Raw genomic sequence first — 16,291 nt, 5'->3', positions numbered from 1 at the left:
CAGTAGCACCGCCAGCAGTTAAATTATTTCCATTGGCATCTTTAGCAGTTACGGTTAAAACTTGAGTAGTAGAACCGTCCGCCACGATACTAGCCGAAGTAGGAGTTAAGGTAGAAATGGCAGCATCCGCAGCACCAGCCACAACAGTGAATGCATTAGAATCACCAACTTTGGCTGCTACATTACTACCAGCACCTGTTCCTGTTGCAGTTAAAACTACACCCGTTTCAGCTTTGGTATAAGTAACACCTGAGATGGTAACTGCACTTGATCCAGAAGTAATGGTACCTGTAAGTGTACCACCTAAAGTACCAGTACCTGTCTTACGAGTAAGAGTAACTGTTCCATCAGCAGTCGCATTGACCGCATTGCCGTTTACGTCGGTTAATGTAACTGTAACGGCAAACCCTGTACCAGCTGTTTGTTGTCCAATTGTAGTTACAACTAATTTAGATGCAACAGCCGTGTAGGTGATTGTAGATTGAGTTTGAGAACCTGTTCCACTTTGAATAGGAGCTGCGCCTAATGTGGCCACGAAAACGCCTGAACCAGCCGTAGTCGGAGAAGTGACAGTAGCAGTATATGTACCATTGCTATTATCTGTAACCGAACCAATGGTACCTGAACCAGATGATTTGGTGATGGTGACAGTAGAACCGCCAGCAGTTAAATTATTTCCATTGGCATCTTTAGCAGTTACGGTTAAAACTTGAGTAGTAGAACCGTCCGCCACGATACTAGCCGAAGTTGGAGTTAAAGTAGAGGCCGCAGCATTGGCACTACCCGCCACAACAGTAAACGCATTTGAATCGCCAGTTTTACCATTGACATTACCTGCTACAGATCCGGTAGCTGTTAATACCACGCCTGTTTCAGCTTTTGTATAGGTTACCCCTGAGATGGTCACGGAACTAGATCCCGAAGTAATGGTACCTGTAAGCGTACCACCTAAAGTACCAGTACCTGTCTTACGAGTAAGAGTAACTGTTCCGTTGGCCGTTGCATTAACTGGATTGCCGTATAAATCTGTTAGGGTTACTGTTACGGCAAAACCAGTACTAGCTGTTTGTTGTGCAATATTTGTAATAACCAATTTATTAGCAGTGCCTGCAGTAACCAAAGTAGAAGAACCCGTATTTGGAGTAAGCGGACTGCCTGCTTGATCGGTGGCTGTAACTGTTTGATTTCCCGCAGTACGGAATGAAACTGTGAAGGTTCCTGTTCCAGATACTAAGGCAGCATTGGCTGGATGTGTGTCATTGGCATCACTAGTTGTAATGGCTACTGTGGGTGTCGAGGAGGTAACTTTATTCCACCAGGCATCCACGGCATTAACGGTAACAGTGGTATTAGATCCTGCTACTTGGTCGGTAGGTATACCCGTTTTACCGGTCGCTGATCCGGGATCAGCAGTTTCTCCTGGCATTAAGACTTGAAGTTTGGTTACTGGCCCAACGACGAAACCCACAGATGTGTTATTGGATAAAATCGTTTCGAAGCCAGATGCTACGACTGTTGCACGGTAATAGATAGTTTGAGGAGCCACTGTACTGGTTACAGTAAACGTGGCCACACCTGAGGCATCAGTCGTTGCACTCGCTGGGCTAATGATTGATTTGCTAGTTGGAACTAGTAAACCCGAATCAGAAAATTGACTTAAAGTTACTGTGGCACCAACGATGGCTGCATTACTCGAGTTTTTGGCAGTCACAGTTAATGTCGATGTTGTGGTATTATTGGCAACTACTCCAGTGGAAGGACTCGCTGCGATGGTTGAGTTACCTGTTGTTGGAGTATTTGTTAGAGCAAAGTCATCTAAAGTGGATCCAACAGGACCACTGTTTCCTGATATTTCGTTTGCCTTTGTGTTTCCTGGTCCTGGTATATTGGTATAAGCGTTAGTAGTAGAATTAACAAGTAAAACAACTACATATCCACTATTTGATAAGGTTGAACCACTACTGTATTGATTAAAATACACCGAATTTGGATTACTGCTTTGATCTCTCCATGATAGTTCACCATTTACAGGAGAAGTGATGCTTCCTCCTGTGGTTTTGTAGCTAAAACTTACTACTGTATTATTCCCTCCACCAGTTGTTCCATTAAATGCGCAGTTAGTTCCTCCACCAGTACAAATTGTTTCGAAACGAAAATTACTCCCGCTTACAGCTACATCGGTGATAGTTACTTTATTTGCGCTGATGGTGGCAGGCCATATTTTTTGAACTACCAAGGCAGCTTCTTCAACCTGTAGCGTTTTTCCATAAACTAGTATACGGTTATAGTCATCTCGTATTTTTGCTCCTTCAATTTCTATTTTGGACAAATTATAGCCCATTTCTTGAGCAGCAAATAAAGCTCCTTCATCTCCAGGGCTATCTATTTCACCATTCAAATAATGGTCAATACCATGTCCATATTCTTGTAATAGTAGCCCTACTATTTGGTTATCATCTGCTTTGGGGTAGTAAAATGGCGCTAATTTGGCAACATATTCTTGGTTAAAGAAGATGATGGGTTTTCCTGTAGGACCGTGGTTAGCATAGGCTGCCATGGCACCGTTTATGACTGACCAGTTCAATAATTGGACTGGTATATTAAAACCTTTATTTAAAACGGCATTACGTAGTTCTTCGGCTTTGGCGGCAAAAGCTAAATCAGCTTTGGTACGATTTCCTGGAAAATAAGAAAACAATAATTCTTGATAATTGGCTTTTTGGAAAAGCTGAATCAATATTTTGTTTACTTCTTTATTGGCTTGGATAATGCGTAGCTCTTCTGGGCTAATGGCTTCACCTGGGGCTTTATCAAAAAAGACCAGCCCTTCCTGATTTTCTATCGCTTTGCTTACAGTAGGCTTATCTCGGAAGTCAGGGTATTTAAGTAATTCAGATGAGGGGTTCGCAAAGGACGTGTTGGCTGCCAATACAGACAGGCAAACTAGCACCATCACGTTAAGTTGGGAAATTAACTGTTTCAATGTGGGGAAATAAGTAGTGTGAAATACTTTCATGATTTTTTGGAGAACACAGATTGTTTAATCTAATAAATTGAATAGCTCTTGTTCCAAGGGGTTTTATTCCTCAGAAAAATTAACAGAAGTCAAAAAATAAGTTGAATTCGTATGATTTTCCTTACCAGATATGGTCAGTGCATCACAAAGACTTTGCAGCCAAGTAGAAGATTTTTTCATATATAATTTAGGAACAGGATACAACTTCTCAAAGAAGTTATTTTTCTCTTTGAGATTATAATTCAAACAAAACTAATAATTCCATTTGGAATGTAGAAATAATCTGAAATCACATTTGTACTCAATTTTAAATTCTGAACAAATGAAATGCTCTAGAAGCCCCATGAGCGGATTTTGAAAAATGGCCTAAAAATGGCCACTGAGACAATCTTAGAAAAATTCAATTTTTGAGAAAACCTGAAAAATTGCCCTAATTTAAATTTGGAAACAGGATTTGCTTTGTTTGTTATGAAATTAAGCCCCAAGAAGAGGTGAATTATGGCCAATATTGGTTCAGAATGGTCTATTTTTCAGATTTAATTCATTAAATAATGAAGCTATTTTAGCCAATTATACCAATTAATGCATCAAAATTAAGCCATTTTTAGGTAGAATGACTTTGCTATAAGGGTGGAATGATACAATATTGCCTATTTTTTTTCAGGCTTTTTAATGGCAATACTGAGTGTATCTACTGGCCATTTCCCACTCCATCCTTGGTCTATCAAGAGCTTAGGTAATTTTATTTGAAGCAATTTGAAGCCTTTATCGCTGACCTTACTTTGCCACAAGTAAATTTTTCGTAAAGATCGCATTTTTGATAAATCCCCAATGGCGGCATCATTGATGGAAGTACCTACTAGGTTCAAAGTTTCTAAATGAGGAATTGAGCTTAGGTAAGCCATACCTCTTGGGCTAATCTGTGTACGATCTATCTGTAAATGAATTAGCCGGGGATAAGAACTTATTTGTTGGAGAAATGCATCGGTAATTTTGGTTCCTCCTAATTTTAGTGAAACTACTTGTTCTTTGATTCCTTCCAGGTCCTGTAATTCTTTATCACCAATTTGTTTGGCATTGATGGCATTGACCTCCAAGAATGATTTTTCAGCACTGAGTGCCATGACCAGTAAATGATGCTTTCTTAATTTTTCTATGTCGGCATCAGAAGCTGCTGGGATATTTTCTTGTAAGACAGGAGAAACATAGGTCTCTTGACTTTTATTTGCTTGGGTATATTTGCTTAATATAGTTTTGATTCGAGCATCAAAAGGAATCTCTGCTATCTTTTTATTGAAATGTGCTCCTTCCTTAACCCACCATTGTAATAAACTAATTTCATCTTCAGTTAGGTTAACTTTCCCTTTCGGAGGCATGTGGTCCTCATGAGAAGGATCCAATAAGACTCGCTTAATCAGATCACTCTCTTCTGGTTTTCCTGCTAGTAATATGGCGCCATTCGCTCCTCCTTTTAAAAGGTATTCAGGACTATCCATCCGTAGCTTCCCTTTTTGCTTTTCGGCATTATGGCATGACCAGCATTTCTGTTTGAGGGTAGGTTGAATTAAATCTTGATAGATCAATGCTTCCTGTAGGTTCTTGATTTTAATAGGCTGTTCATTACTGGGCTTTGCTTTTTCCTCCTTGGGAGCTATGCCAAACCACGCCCGCATGGGTTGAGGTAAGTAGGTACTCAAATAATCCGAACCATGGGTTAGATTTCCTCCTAAGTGACCAGTAGCCACGACTAAGATAAATGCAATCATTAATCCAGGTTTGAAAAAGCGAGACATTACTGCATCCTGAGACCAATACTGTGCCATGTAGGCAAGTGCTACTGAGCTAACAGCTAGACTTATTCCTAGCCATTGATGTAAAAACAGGGTATCCACATCGTATTCGCCGGCCAAAGAGAGGCTCCAGCCCATGGCACATGAAATACTTGCGGTGATTCCAGTACTCAATAAAATCGGGGCGATGGACTTTTGTCTGGAAACTTCCTCTTTTTTGGAAAATACATATAAAATCATTCCCATGAGGAGCATACCGATAGGTAAATGCACCAACATGGGATGAAAATGACCAAAAAATAGAATCCAATCTGGAGTTAGCTCCGAGTCCAACACAAGCACCATATTAGCCGATACGTTCCAATTTAATAGGGTAAGTCTTTTGAGATGCCCATTGTGCTACATAGATATTATGATCAGAATCGGCATAAACATCATGAGGATGGATGAATACCTTATTCTCGTCATCTTTGTGCTGTCTTTGTAAAACACCATTTTTATAAATAGGCTCTGAACCTCCAGGGGTAGAGACTACTTTCATGTCTTTATCCAAAATCTGTACATAACCAGATCCCGGCCAATTGCCATCTCCACTGCGGAAACATGCGGCTACGATATGATCTCCATGTAAGTTAGGGCGACAAACAAATGAACCCGGTAAATGGTAACGAGTAATGAATTTTCCATCTAAGGTGAATCGTTTAAAACTATTATTCACACGGTCTGTTACTAAGAGCGTCCAATTTTTAGGATCTCGTGTATCCACTAAAACACCATGGCAACAATTGAATAAATTATCATCATAGTCGTTTGTCTTTCCTCCAAAATGACGAATGTATTTTCCCTTTGCATCATATTGAATAATATAATTTGCTCCATAACCATCAGCTACGTAGATATCCCCATTCTTAGGATTAACCGCCGTTTCCGTTGGAACGAATTGATGCGGATGGTCATAGACCCCAGTTTCTTTAGGATATTCGATTTTGAAAATTTCCTTACCTTTTAAATCTGTTTTGATGACCTGATGGCGAGTGTTATCGCAAATCAATAAAAACTGTTCTCCACCTTCATTTAAAATAGTTAAACCATGTGCTCCCGGATAGGTATGTCCCCAAGAGTCTAATAACTTTCCTGATTTATCATAAATCAAAACATTGTTTTTGGTTTCATTGGTTAATAAAAACAAACGACCCTTGGCGTCTTCCACCATTTCATGGCAGTCGTTGACAGGGTTTTTGCCAGCATCTAGGATTCCCCAATTTGGGATGACCTTAAATTTAAAATTGTTGTGACCTATCACGATTTCGCCTGGTTTTGGGGCAATTTTTTTCATAGTATTTGAGGTTGATAAGAGGCTACCGCCAACTAAAACGGAGCTAGTTTTTAAAAAATCTCTGCGTTGAATGGACTTGTTCATAGGTATTTTAAGAGGTTGATTAGTATTAAGGTTTATTGACACTTTCATCTAGGTTAAATAATACATTGCTGACAAGGGTTCGAGCAATTAAAGCAGGAGCCTCTTGCGGCATGGTATTATCTGGACAAAGATGTAAAAATTCTCGACACTTACCTTGGTCTTTTTGGTAGATAGGAAGTACCTGTTGATAAAAATTCACCAAATATTTCTTTTTTGCCGAACTGATTTCCTTACCAAAAAGTTGATAAAATGCCTTCTCAATGAATTTCTCCTCATCTTGTTTCGGAAATTTTCTAGCAAAGAATAAAGCACATTCCATAAAAACAGGGTCATTTAAGGTGTTCAGTGCCTGCATCGGGGTATTGGTTCGGATTCGTCTAGATAAACAAATATCACGAGTTCCTGCATCAAAAGTAACCTGTGTGGGATAAGGACTGCTACGTCGCCAATAGGTATACAGGGAACGTCGCCATTGATCTTCCCCATCACTTTTAGTCCATTTCATGCCACTGTATGGAGCATTCCATATTCCTTCTGGTTGCTCCGGCATGACACTTGGGCCACCTACTTTAGAGGATAATAATCCTGACCACAATAAGGCCTGATCGCGAAGCTGCTCAGGGCTCAAGCGGATTCTCGGTCCATGGCTCAAATAGCGGTTGTTCGGATCCTTTTCTATGGACTCTTTAGTATGTTCGGAACTTTGCTGGTACGTAGCTGACATGACCACGTATTTGATAAATTCTTTGGGCTTATATTGAAAGGTAAATTGAAATTGGTAAGCTAAAAAATCCAATAGGTCTTGGTGACTGGCAGAAAGGCCCTGACTTCCTAAATCCTCTAAAGTTTCCACTAGGCCCGTGCCAAACAGTTGTTCCCAAAAACGATTTGCCGCCACTCGCGCGGTGAGAGGATTCTGTGGGCTGCTCATCCAGTGAGCTAATTCCAATCGATTTCGTACAGGTTTATTGTATTGCTTGGCAAATAAATGAGGGATAGATCGCTCTACGTATTTACCGGGTACCAACCAGCTTCCCCTTTCGAATACGGGGGTCTTGCGACTATATTCCTCTGGATTTTCTAATAAGATAGGCGTTGTGCCCTCTGGCTGCGTACTGATTAATCGTTTAACTGTTGATAAAAAGTTCGTGTTTTTTAAAGCTTCCGGTGTTTTGGGTAATAACATCCAATATGCAATGACGGCCGTATTTTGATCTGCTTGGCAGGTTTTATTGCTAAATGACCAATATAAATCTTGTTTTCCTTCCAAGGCAGGTAGGGTGAAAAAGGCATAAGTCCAGCCATGTGCCCAGTTACCTTTTTTTAGGCCCTCCTTTTCGGATAAAGTGGTATCTAGTTTTATTTGGCTGATCACCTTACCCTGTAATGAGCCCTGCCGAATCACTAATTGAGTAGGAGCCTCATTGGTATTTTTATAGGCAATTAACATTTCTGTTTTGCCATTCATCGGAACGGCTTTAAATCGGACTGATCCACCCGGACGGACAGCTAAATACTTATTGTCTTGTAGGGCTCCATTGACAAATTCATCGGCCCAATGAGGATGTATTTTGGGTTCAACAAATTGAATACTTCGTTTCCAAGCTTGATGGTCTTTTGGATATTTGATTTGGATAAATTGTAATAGGGAATCAACACGTTGTTGATCGGATGATTTGAAATGTCGATAATAGGGAGATTCGTCGGGAACATCTTCATCTCTGGTATTATTGAAATAAGCCATGTATTGGTAATATTCCTCATGGCGGATTGGGTCATAAGGGTGGGAATGGCATTGAACGCAAGAAAAACTCGTTCCTTGAAGTGCCTCCCAGGTGGTATTTACCCGGTCTAGGATGGCCGCCACCCTGAATTCTTCATCCTCTGTTCCACCTTCATCATTATTCGCTGTATTTCGATGAAAGGCAGTTGCAACGTATTGACTTTCTTTGGGATTGGGTAATAAATCACCAGCTAATTGTTCTGTAATGAATTGTTCATAAGCTTTGTTCTGATTAAAGGATTCAATGACATAATCACGGTATCTCCAGATACTTCGTTTGTCGTCTTTTTCATATCCTTTGGTATCCGCATATCTGGCCAAATCCATCCACATACTGGCCCATTTTTCTCCAAATCTGGGGGAATTCAATAATTCATCCACCTTTTTTTCATAAGCATCTTTGGAATCATTTTTTTCGAATGCCCTGTATTCTGCTTCTGTGGGGCTAAGTCCAGTTAAATCTAAACTTAACCGCCTTAGTAAGTCGGCCTTCTCAGCCTTAGACTGATGGCCCAGTCCCATTTCTGATTGCTTAGCTCCTACAAAATGGTCTATTTCATTTTCCTCCCATCCGGCATTGATGCCTATCCATGAAAGAGCTTGTTTCCACCAAGAGCTGTAAGGGACGGATGGTTTTTTTATGGGTTGATAGGCCCAATGTTCCCCCCATTGAGCACCTTCTTTGACCCATTGGGTTAAAATATCGATTTCTTTTTGAGACAAAGCAGGCCTTTTATAAGGCATTTTTTCTTCTGGATCCTTCAAGGTCAAACGACGAATGAAGCTCGATTTTTCAGGATGCCCAGGGATAATAGCCGCAGCATTGTATTTTGTTTTCCCTAAAGCCTCTTCTCTGAACAAAAGACTGAAACCGCCTTGTTTTTTGACTCCACCATGGCAGCTTATGCAGTTTTTATTTAAGATGGGTTTTACTTGTGTATTATAATCAATGCGTGTATCATTTCCCCAAAATGGCTTGACGACAAAAAAGCCTACAATACTTAAAATGGAGATAATGATGAGGTTTTTCATGCCAAAATAGGATCAATTACTTTGCCAAAAACATCGGTTAACCGGAAATTACGACCTTGGAATGGATAGGTGAATTCCTCATGGTTAAAACCTAAACATTGGAGTATGGTAGCCTGTAAATCATAGACCGAAGTTTTTCCCGAAATGGTTGAATAGCCTAAATCATCCGTTTCACCATAAGAAACGCCAGGTTTGATCCCTCCTCCTGCTAACCACATAGTAAAGGCTTCTGTATGATGGTCTCTTCCAAAGTAAGCGAGTTGTTTTCCCTCTCTATTTTCTTGCATGGGTGTTCGACCAAACTCTCCTCCCCAAACAACTAAGGTTTCATCCAATAAACCACGCTGCTCCAAATCCAATAAAAGTGCAGTGGATGCTTTATCTATTTGTCGGCATTTTTGATGTAAGCCATAATCTACAGAACCATCTAATCCCGTTCCATGGGTATCCCAACCCCAGTCGAACAGTTGCACAAAGCGTACCCCTTGCTCCACCAGCTTTCTAGCCAATAAACAGTTATTGGCAAAAGATTCTTTACCTGGTTCGGTGCCATACATTTCATGGATATACGCAGGTTCTTTATTAATATCCATCACCTCGGGTACGGAGCTTTGCATTTTATAGGCCATTTCGTACTGGGCAATGCGGGCTACGGTTTCAGGGTCACCAAATTCTTGGTAAGTTTCTTGGTTGATTTGGTTGATGGTTTCAATACTTGCTTTTCGAACATCAGCATTGATACCTTGAGGGTTTTGAATAAATAGGATGGGTTCACCCTCTGAGCGACATTGCACGCCTTGGTAAATGGAGGGTAAAAATCCACTTCCCCAGGCTGATTTTCCAGCGTCCGGATTTTTTCCACCGGAGGCCAATACCACGAATCCAGGTAGATTTTGATTTTCTGTTCCAAGGCCATAACTCACCCATGAACCCATGCTGGGTCTGCCTAGGCGAGCTGATCCTGTATGCATTAAAAGTTGTGCTGGGGCATGGTTAAACTGGTCAGTATGCATCCCTTTTAGGAAGCTTACACGATCTGCTTGACTAGCTAAATGTGGAAGGTAATCTGAAATCCAGTGCCCAGCTTGTCCTCTTTGTTCGAAATGAGCTTTGGGGCCAAGTAAATTAGGCACTCCGCGAATGAAGGCGAATTTCTTGCCAGCCAATAATTCTTGCGGACATTCTTTACCATCAAATTTGGCCAAACTTGGCTTGTAATCAAATAACTCAAGCTGGGACGGAGCCCCTGCCATGTGTAAAAAAATGACCGACTTGGCTTTACCTAGTTTTGGGGAACTTTTTGCGGCCAAGGGAGAAGCAAATTGCTTACCTGTATCGGAACTACAATTGGTCAAAAAACTACCAAGAGCCAAAGAGCCAAGTCCTGTACCCAGACTACTTAAAAAGTGCCTTCTTGTAGCTAGTTGGGCCTCTCGTTGGAGAGCTTCTTGTATAATTTTGTTCATGACCTTAATCCATTATAGCTCGTCCTTTTGTTTCTGGTAAATAAATAGCCCCAATGATAACTGTAAGTGCAGCTAGCGTGATGGGATAAAATATACCAGAGAAATTGGAATGTGTTATGGCACCTAACCAAGTAGCCACAAAGGGAGCACAACCCCCAAATACCCCGTTGGCAAAATGGTAAGGAATTGATAGAGAAGTATAGCGAATTTTAGTAGGGAATAATTCCACTAAAAAAGCGGCAATAGGTCCATAGGCCATAGCCGCAAAGGTGACCAACAAGATGCATATGAATGCTAATTTGACTGTTCCTGTGGTAGTTAATAAATAGACTCCATCCACCAAGGTTCCTTCTTGCGCCACGATATCAGACATCCAAGCAAACAAAGGATAATAGCTTATGGCTGCTAAGGCCATTCCGCCTAGCATGATTTTTTTTCTACCAATTCGGTCAGATAAACTTCCAAAAACAACAAAGAGGGGAGTCCCTACGACCAAAGATGCCGCAATAATTAAATTGGTGGTCGTGAAATCGACCATCAAAATTTTATTAATGAAAATTTGAGCATAGAATTGACCCGTATGCCAAACGACCCCCTGTCCAACAATAGCCCCAAACATAGCAATTAGCATCAATCGACGATTGGACTTGCTAGCAAATGCTTCTCTTAATGGGTTTTCAGATAGACGGCCTTCTTTTTTCAGTCGTGCAAAAAGAGGGGATTCATGCATATTTCTACGAATGAAGTAGGAAACGATGACCAAAATTCCTGATAGAGCAAAGGGAATACGCCAGCCCCAAGCTTTGAATTCTACATCTCCCATGATTTTTTGGCAAATCAAAATAACGATGATGGAAACAAAGAAACCTAAAGTAGCCGTAGTTTGAATATAGGCCGTGTATTTACCTCGATGCGCATCAGGGGCATATTCGGCTACATAGGTAGCAGCACCTCCGTATTCTCCACCTAGTGCTAGCCCTTGAATAATCCTTAATAAAAGTAATATGGCCGGTGCTATGATTCCAATATCTGAATAACTTGGAATAAAGGCTATGGCAAAGGTAGAACCACCCATTAAAACCAGGGTTAATAAAAATGTATATTTTCTGCCTATCCGATCGCCTAGTCGACCGAATATGATACCACCAAACGGCCGGGCTACAAAACCTGCCCCAAAGGCAGCCAATGTGGAGATAAAGGCAGCAGTAGGATCATCTTTTGGGAAAAAGGAAAGAGAGATGATGGCTGAAAGGCTACCAAAAATATAGAAATCATACCATTCAATGACGGTTCCAACGGAGGAGGCGATGATTACTTGCCAAAGTTTCTTTACGGGAATCTTATTATTATCGAATTCAGGATTCGAAGTAGTCATATAACTAAAGGTTTAGAAAATATGAAATTAACAACATTGCCTTGAAAATCCTAATCTAAAAAGAACTCTCCGCCTAAGGCTGGCAAGGTTTCAAACCTTGACAGCCTTTAGGCTTGAAAACGATTTTTCACACAAAAAAATTATATATTTGAAATACTTACCAATATACTGATAACTTGAATAATTCTGTTTCTATAAAAGATATAGCTAAGAAGTTTAAATGTGCGCCATCTACTATCTCGCGGGCATTGAATGATCATCCTGCTATTAATATTGAAACGAGGAAAACCATTCAAGAATATGCCCTAAAGGTCGGTTATCAAAAAAATACCCTTTCGCTTAGTTTGTTGAATAATTGTTCCATGACCTTGGGACTTGTTTTGCCATCAATTACCCACTATCATGAGTCTTCCATATTGGAAGGAATGGAAGAAATTCTACTGAAATCAGGTTATTTGTTGAATATCTGCGTAAGTAACGAGTCGCACACTATTGAAAAAGAATATATAGATCGATTATTGGCCAATCGGGTAGATGGCTTGTTTATTTCCATGGCCCAGGAAAGTTATGACCAACAATTGGGTGAGCATATTGATCGGGTCATTCAAAGGTCATTGCCTGTGATTTTTATTGATCGCCCTAATCATGGTGTGGCTTCGGACCGCGTAGTGACAGATGACTACCAAGGGGCTTATATGGCCACCCAACATTTGATTGACATGGGCTGTCAGCGCATTGCTCATTTGCATGGTCCTTCAGGAATTAGTGTGTCTCAACAGCGTTTTATGGGGTACCAAGATTGTTTGAAGGCGCATGGACGACAAGTGGATGTAGACCTGATTGAATATGTTCACTTTTCGGCAGAAAGTGCCATTGAGGCAACCCGATATTTAATGCAGGGGCCAATCAAGCCGGATGCCATTTTTGGGGTGAATGATGAAGTATGTATAGCGGCGATGTATGTATTGAGGGAAATGGGTATAGCTGTTCCAGAAGAAGTAGCCATTGTTGGATTTGATGATATTCCACTTGCTTCCTTTGGTCATCCTCCTCTGAGTTCTGTTTCCAGACAAAGTAGAAAGATAGGAGAAGAAGCTGCCAAATTGTTTTTATCCAAAAAAGATCAAAAGCTAGATCCGGTTACTATTTCTCTGGATCCCAAGTTAATCATTCGGGAATCCTCCCTTCGATCCTAGTTTTTGTTAACAATACCTTAATATGGTATTTATGGAGTAATCACCATTGCATTCTACTTTTACGGGATTGTAATAGCCATATGGCCTCAAATGCAAACGTTTGCGTAAAAATTTGTGAAGATATTACAATTATTAATCGGTAAATTTCAAAAATTTTTAAACCCAAAAATTACCATTTCAAAAAATCAATTCATGAAAAAACAATTACACGATCCATTATGGTGTGCTTTGTTACGAAATGCAAGTACTCGGATAGTACTATTTTTTGTAGCCAGTATCATCATGCTTGGGACATTCGATTTGAATGCACAAGCGGGTAAACAAATTAAAGGTCGATTGTTTGATGCCACTACCAAAGAGGCACTCATCGGCGGTAACGTAATTCTTAAGGGTACAACCAAAGGAGTAAGCACGGATGTAAATGGTGCATTTACTATTTCAATACCAAATGACAACGCGGTATTGGTAGTTCGCTACCTTGGTTATGCTACTCAAGAAGTAAGCGTAGGTTCTAAATCATCATTAGAAATTGCCATGGTGGCCAATGCCGCTGACTTGGCACAGGTAGTTGTGGTAGGTTATGGTACACAAAACAAGCGTGATGTAACTGGTTCTGTTAAGTCGGTTCAAAGTGCGGCCTTTAATAAAGGTATCATTAACTCTCCAGAGCAATTATTACAGGGTAAAGTGGCTGGTGTTAATGTTACCTCTGCCACGGGTGAGCCAGGTGGTAATCAAGGGATTACGATTCGTGGACCAGGAGGTATTCGTACAGGAAGCACACCATTATTTGTCATTGATGGTTTAGCTTTGGATAATTCAAGTACAGGTGGAGGAAATCCATTGAACTTCTTGAATCCTCAGGACATTGAAACCATTGACGTGTTAAAAGATGCATCTGCCACTGCTATTTATGGTGCTCGTGGTGCCAATGGTGTAGTTTTAATTACTACTAAAAAGGGTAAGGCGGGTGTTTCAACTTTGAATTTCAGCTCTAGTTTAGCTGTTTCAAACATCGCTCGTGCATTACCTGTTTTATCAGCATCTGAATTCCGTAAACAAGTAGTAGCCAATGGCGGTAACTTGGAAGATTTCGGAGGAAATACAGATTGGCAAAAAGAAGTTACACGTCAGGCTTTAACTCAAAACTATAACTTGAGTTTGGGTGGTGGAGCCAATAAGCTTTCTTACTATGCTTCTTTTGGAGCACAAACTCAAGAAGGTATATTGAAAAATAACCAATTAGATCGTTACACAGGTCGTATCAATGTGACTCAGAAGTTTTGGGAGGATCGTTTGGTTGTTGATGCTAATTTAAATGTAACCAATACTAATAATGAGCGTCCATCCATTGAAGGATTGTTAGGAACAGCCATTGCGAACAACCCGACACTCCCTGCTTATGCGGCAGATGGATCTTTGGCTCGTTATGCCACAGCTTCTAACCCTTTGTTAGGATTGACGTTGTTTAAAGACATTACAACCATCAACCGTACGATTGCTAGCATTTCACCATCCTTGAAAATTGTGAAAGGCTTAGTGTATCGTTTGAACTTTGGTTTGGATAATTCAACCTCAACGCGTGATATTCAATCATTAGGTAGTAACATTCCAAAACAAGATGGTCGTTTAGATTCATATTTAGCTAATAATAACAACCGTTTGGTTGAGAACTATTTGACGTATACCTATGACAATGGAGATCATAATTTCTCTGCTTTGGTAGGTCATTCATATCAAAAAATTAAAGTTCAATACCGTAACTGGAGTATCAATAAATTCCCTGCGGATTTGCCAATTGACCCAATCTATAACCCAGGTGTAGGTCAAGAATTAACGATGGCAACGAATAAACCAGGTGGTTCAGCATTTATCAATGAGTTACAATCTTATTTTGGTCGTTTTAACTACCAATATAAAGATAAGTACTTGGTGACAGCCACTGTTCGTGCTGACGGTTCATCTAAATTTGGTGCTAATAACAAATACGGTGTGTTTCCTTCCTTCTCTTTAGGATGGAGAATTTCTGAAGAAGCTTTCTTGAAGAATACCGATATCAGCAACTTGAAATTACGTGCAGGTTGGGGACAAACAGGTAACCAAGAGATACCTTCGAAAATTACACAGCCTTTGTTTACTTCGACCATCTCTGGAACAACTTCTTATCCTTTGGATAATACTTCAACTTTCCCATCAGGAATTACCTATTCTCGTTTAGCTAATCCAGATATTCAATGGGAGGTTTCAACGCAAAGTAACATTGGTTTGGATTTTGCATTCGGAAATGGAGCATTCTCTGGATCGATAGATTATTTCAACAAAGTTTCTAACAACATGTTATTGGAAGTAATTCCTTCAGATCCTGTTCAACCTGCTTCATCAGTTTGGGCAAACGTGAAAGATATGAAAATCAATAACAGTGGTTTAGAATTGGATTTGGAATATAAAGGAACAACTGAAACTGGTTGGAAATATAGTTTAGGTGGTAACTTGACTTTGATTAAAAACGAAGTTGTAGGCTCACCTTACACAGTAATACCTTCAGGTTCTGCCTCTGGTTCAGGTTTGACATCAGCTACCATCAATGGTTATATCAATGGACAGCCTATCGGTACATTCTTCTTGAAAGAATTTACTGGATATGATGACAAAGGTATGAGTGTTTACCGTGATGTGGATGGTGATGGAATTGTAACAGATAAAGATCGTATTGCAGCAGGAACAGCCTTGCCATCAACACAGTATAACTTCTTTGGAAATTTAGCTTACAAAGGATTTGACTTGTCTTTACAATTCAACGGAGTTGCTGGAAATAAAATTTATGATAATACAGCCAACTCGAATTTCTATAAGTTGAAAATTGCGAAAAACTCCAATACAACGCCGGCAGCATTTGCTGATTCAAGAGAATCGAACAGTAATGCAGCTCCTGTGTCTACTCGTTTCTTAAAAGATGGCGGTTTCTTACGTTTGAACAACGCTACTTTGGGATACACGTTTGACACACAAAAACTAGGAATTAGTAAGTGGGTTTCAACTTTACGCTTATCTGTAACAGGACAAAACTTATGGATTGCTACCAATTACGATGGATTTGATCCAGAGGTAAATAAAGATAGCTCTATGAACGGAGTATTATCTTATGGAATTGACTACTTAAGCTATCCAAAAGCTAAATCTGTCATCTTCGGCTTAAATCTTACATTTTAATCG

8 protein-coding genes are annotated in these 16,291 nt (G+C 40.1%); 2 read left to right on the top strand and 6 right to left on the bottom strand.

The window, feature by feature from the left end; all coding sequences use genetic code 11:
• The 6 genes from ACST15_RS12435 to ACST15_RS12410 form a co-directional block, all read right to left on the bottom strand.
• A partial coding sequence (locus tag ACST15_RS12435) for a beta strand repeat-containing protein (protein WP_459454984.1) occupies positions 1 to 3,016 on the bottom strand: 3,016 nt, incomplete at its 3' end.
• 650 nt (positions 3,017 to 3,666) lie between these two features.
• Positions 3,667 to 5,139: a c-type cytochrome domain-containing protein gene (locus tag ACST15_RS12430; RefSeq protein ID WP_459454983.1), complete on the bottom strand. Its 1,473-nt coding sequence runs from the start codon at positions 5,137 to 5,139 to the stop codon at positions 3,667 to 3,669.
• 13 nt (positions 5,140 to 5,152) lie between these two features.
• A complete protein-coding gene (locus tag ACST15_RS12425) occupies positions 5,153 to 6,226 on the bottom strand; it encodes an NHL repeat-containing protein (RefSeq protein ID WP_459454982.1) in 1,074 nt (357 codons plus the stop codon).
• A gap of 25 nt (positions 6,227 to 6,251) precedes the next feature.
• A complete protein-coding gene (locus ACST15_RS12420; protein ID WP_459454981.1) occupies positions 6,252 to 9,041 on the bottom strand; it encodes a DUF1553 domain-containing protein in 2,790 nt (929 codons plus the stop codon).
• Positions 9,038 to 10,507: a DUF1501 domain-containing protein gene (locus tag ACST15_RS12415; protein ID WP_459454980.1), complete on the bottom strand. Its 1,470-nt coding sequence runs from the start codon at positions 10,505 to 10,507 to the stop codon at positions 9,038 to 9,040. Before ACST15_RS12415 ends, ACST15_RS12420 begins: the two co-directional genes overlap by 4 nt.
• A 4-nt stretch (positions 10,508 to 10,511) precedes the next feature.
• The gene (locus ACST15_RS12410; RefSeq protein ID WP_459454979.1) at positions 10,512 to 11,882 is read right to left on the bottom strand and encodes an MFS transporter; all 1,371 of its coding nucleotides are present in this window, start codon (positions 11,880 to 11,882) and stop codon (positions 10,512 to 10,514) included.
• A gap of 176 nt (positions 11,883 to 12,058) precedes the next feature.
• On the opposite strand from ACST15_RS12410, the gene ACST15_RS12405 reads away from it, so the two are divergent.
• Positions 12,059 to 13,078 (top strand): LacI family DNA-binding transcriptional regulator, encoded by a 1,020-nt coding sequence (locus ACST15_RS12405; RefSeq protein ID WP_459454978.1) that lies wholly within the window; start codon positions 12,059 to 12,061, stop codon positions 13,076 to 13,078.
• A gap of 282 nt (positions 13,079 to 13,360) precedes the next feature.
• Positions 13,361 to 16,288: a SusC/RagA family TonB-linked outer membrane protein gene (locus tag ACST15_RS12400; protein ID WP_459454986.1), complete on the top strand. Its 2,928-nt coding sequence runs from the start codon at positions 13,361 to 13,363 to the stop codon at positions 16,286 to 16,288.
• Positions 16,289 to 16,291 lie beyond the last annotated feature (3 nt).

The organism is Aquirufa sp. Wall-65K1 (assembly GCF_054558475.1).
This window is presented reverse-complemented; position numbering and strand designations above follow the sequence as displayed.

Bases quoted from the DNA above. Each gene is read 5' to 3' on its own strand.
- ACST15_RS12425 (WP_459454982.1), bottom strand. From the start codon at position 6,226: ATGAACAAGTCCATTCAACGCAGAGATTTTTTAAAAACTAGCTCCGTT.
- ACST15_RS12420 (WP_459454981.1), bottom strand. From the start codon at position 9,041: ATGAAAAACCTCATCATTATCTCCATTTTAAGTATTGTAGGCTTTTTT.
- ACST15_RS12415 (WP_459454980.1), bottom strand. From the start codon at position 10,507: ATGAACAAAATTATACAAGAAGCTCTCCAACGAGAGGCCCAACTAGCT.
- ACST15_RS12410 (WP_459454979.1), bottom strand. From the start codon at position 11,882: ATGACTACTTCGAATCCTGAATTCGATAATAATAAGATTCCCGTAAAG.
- ACST15_RS12400 (WP_459454986.1), top strand. From the start codon at position 13,361: ATGCTTGGGACATTCGATTTGAATGCACAAGCGGGTAAACAAATTAAA.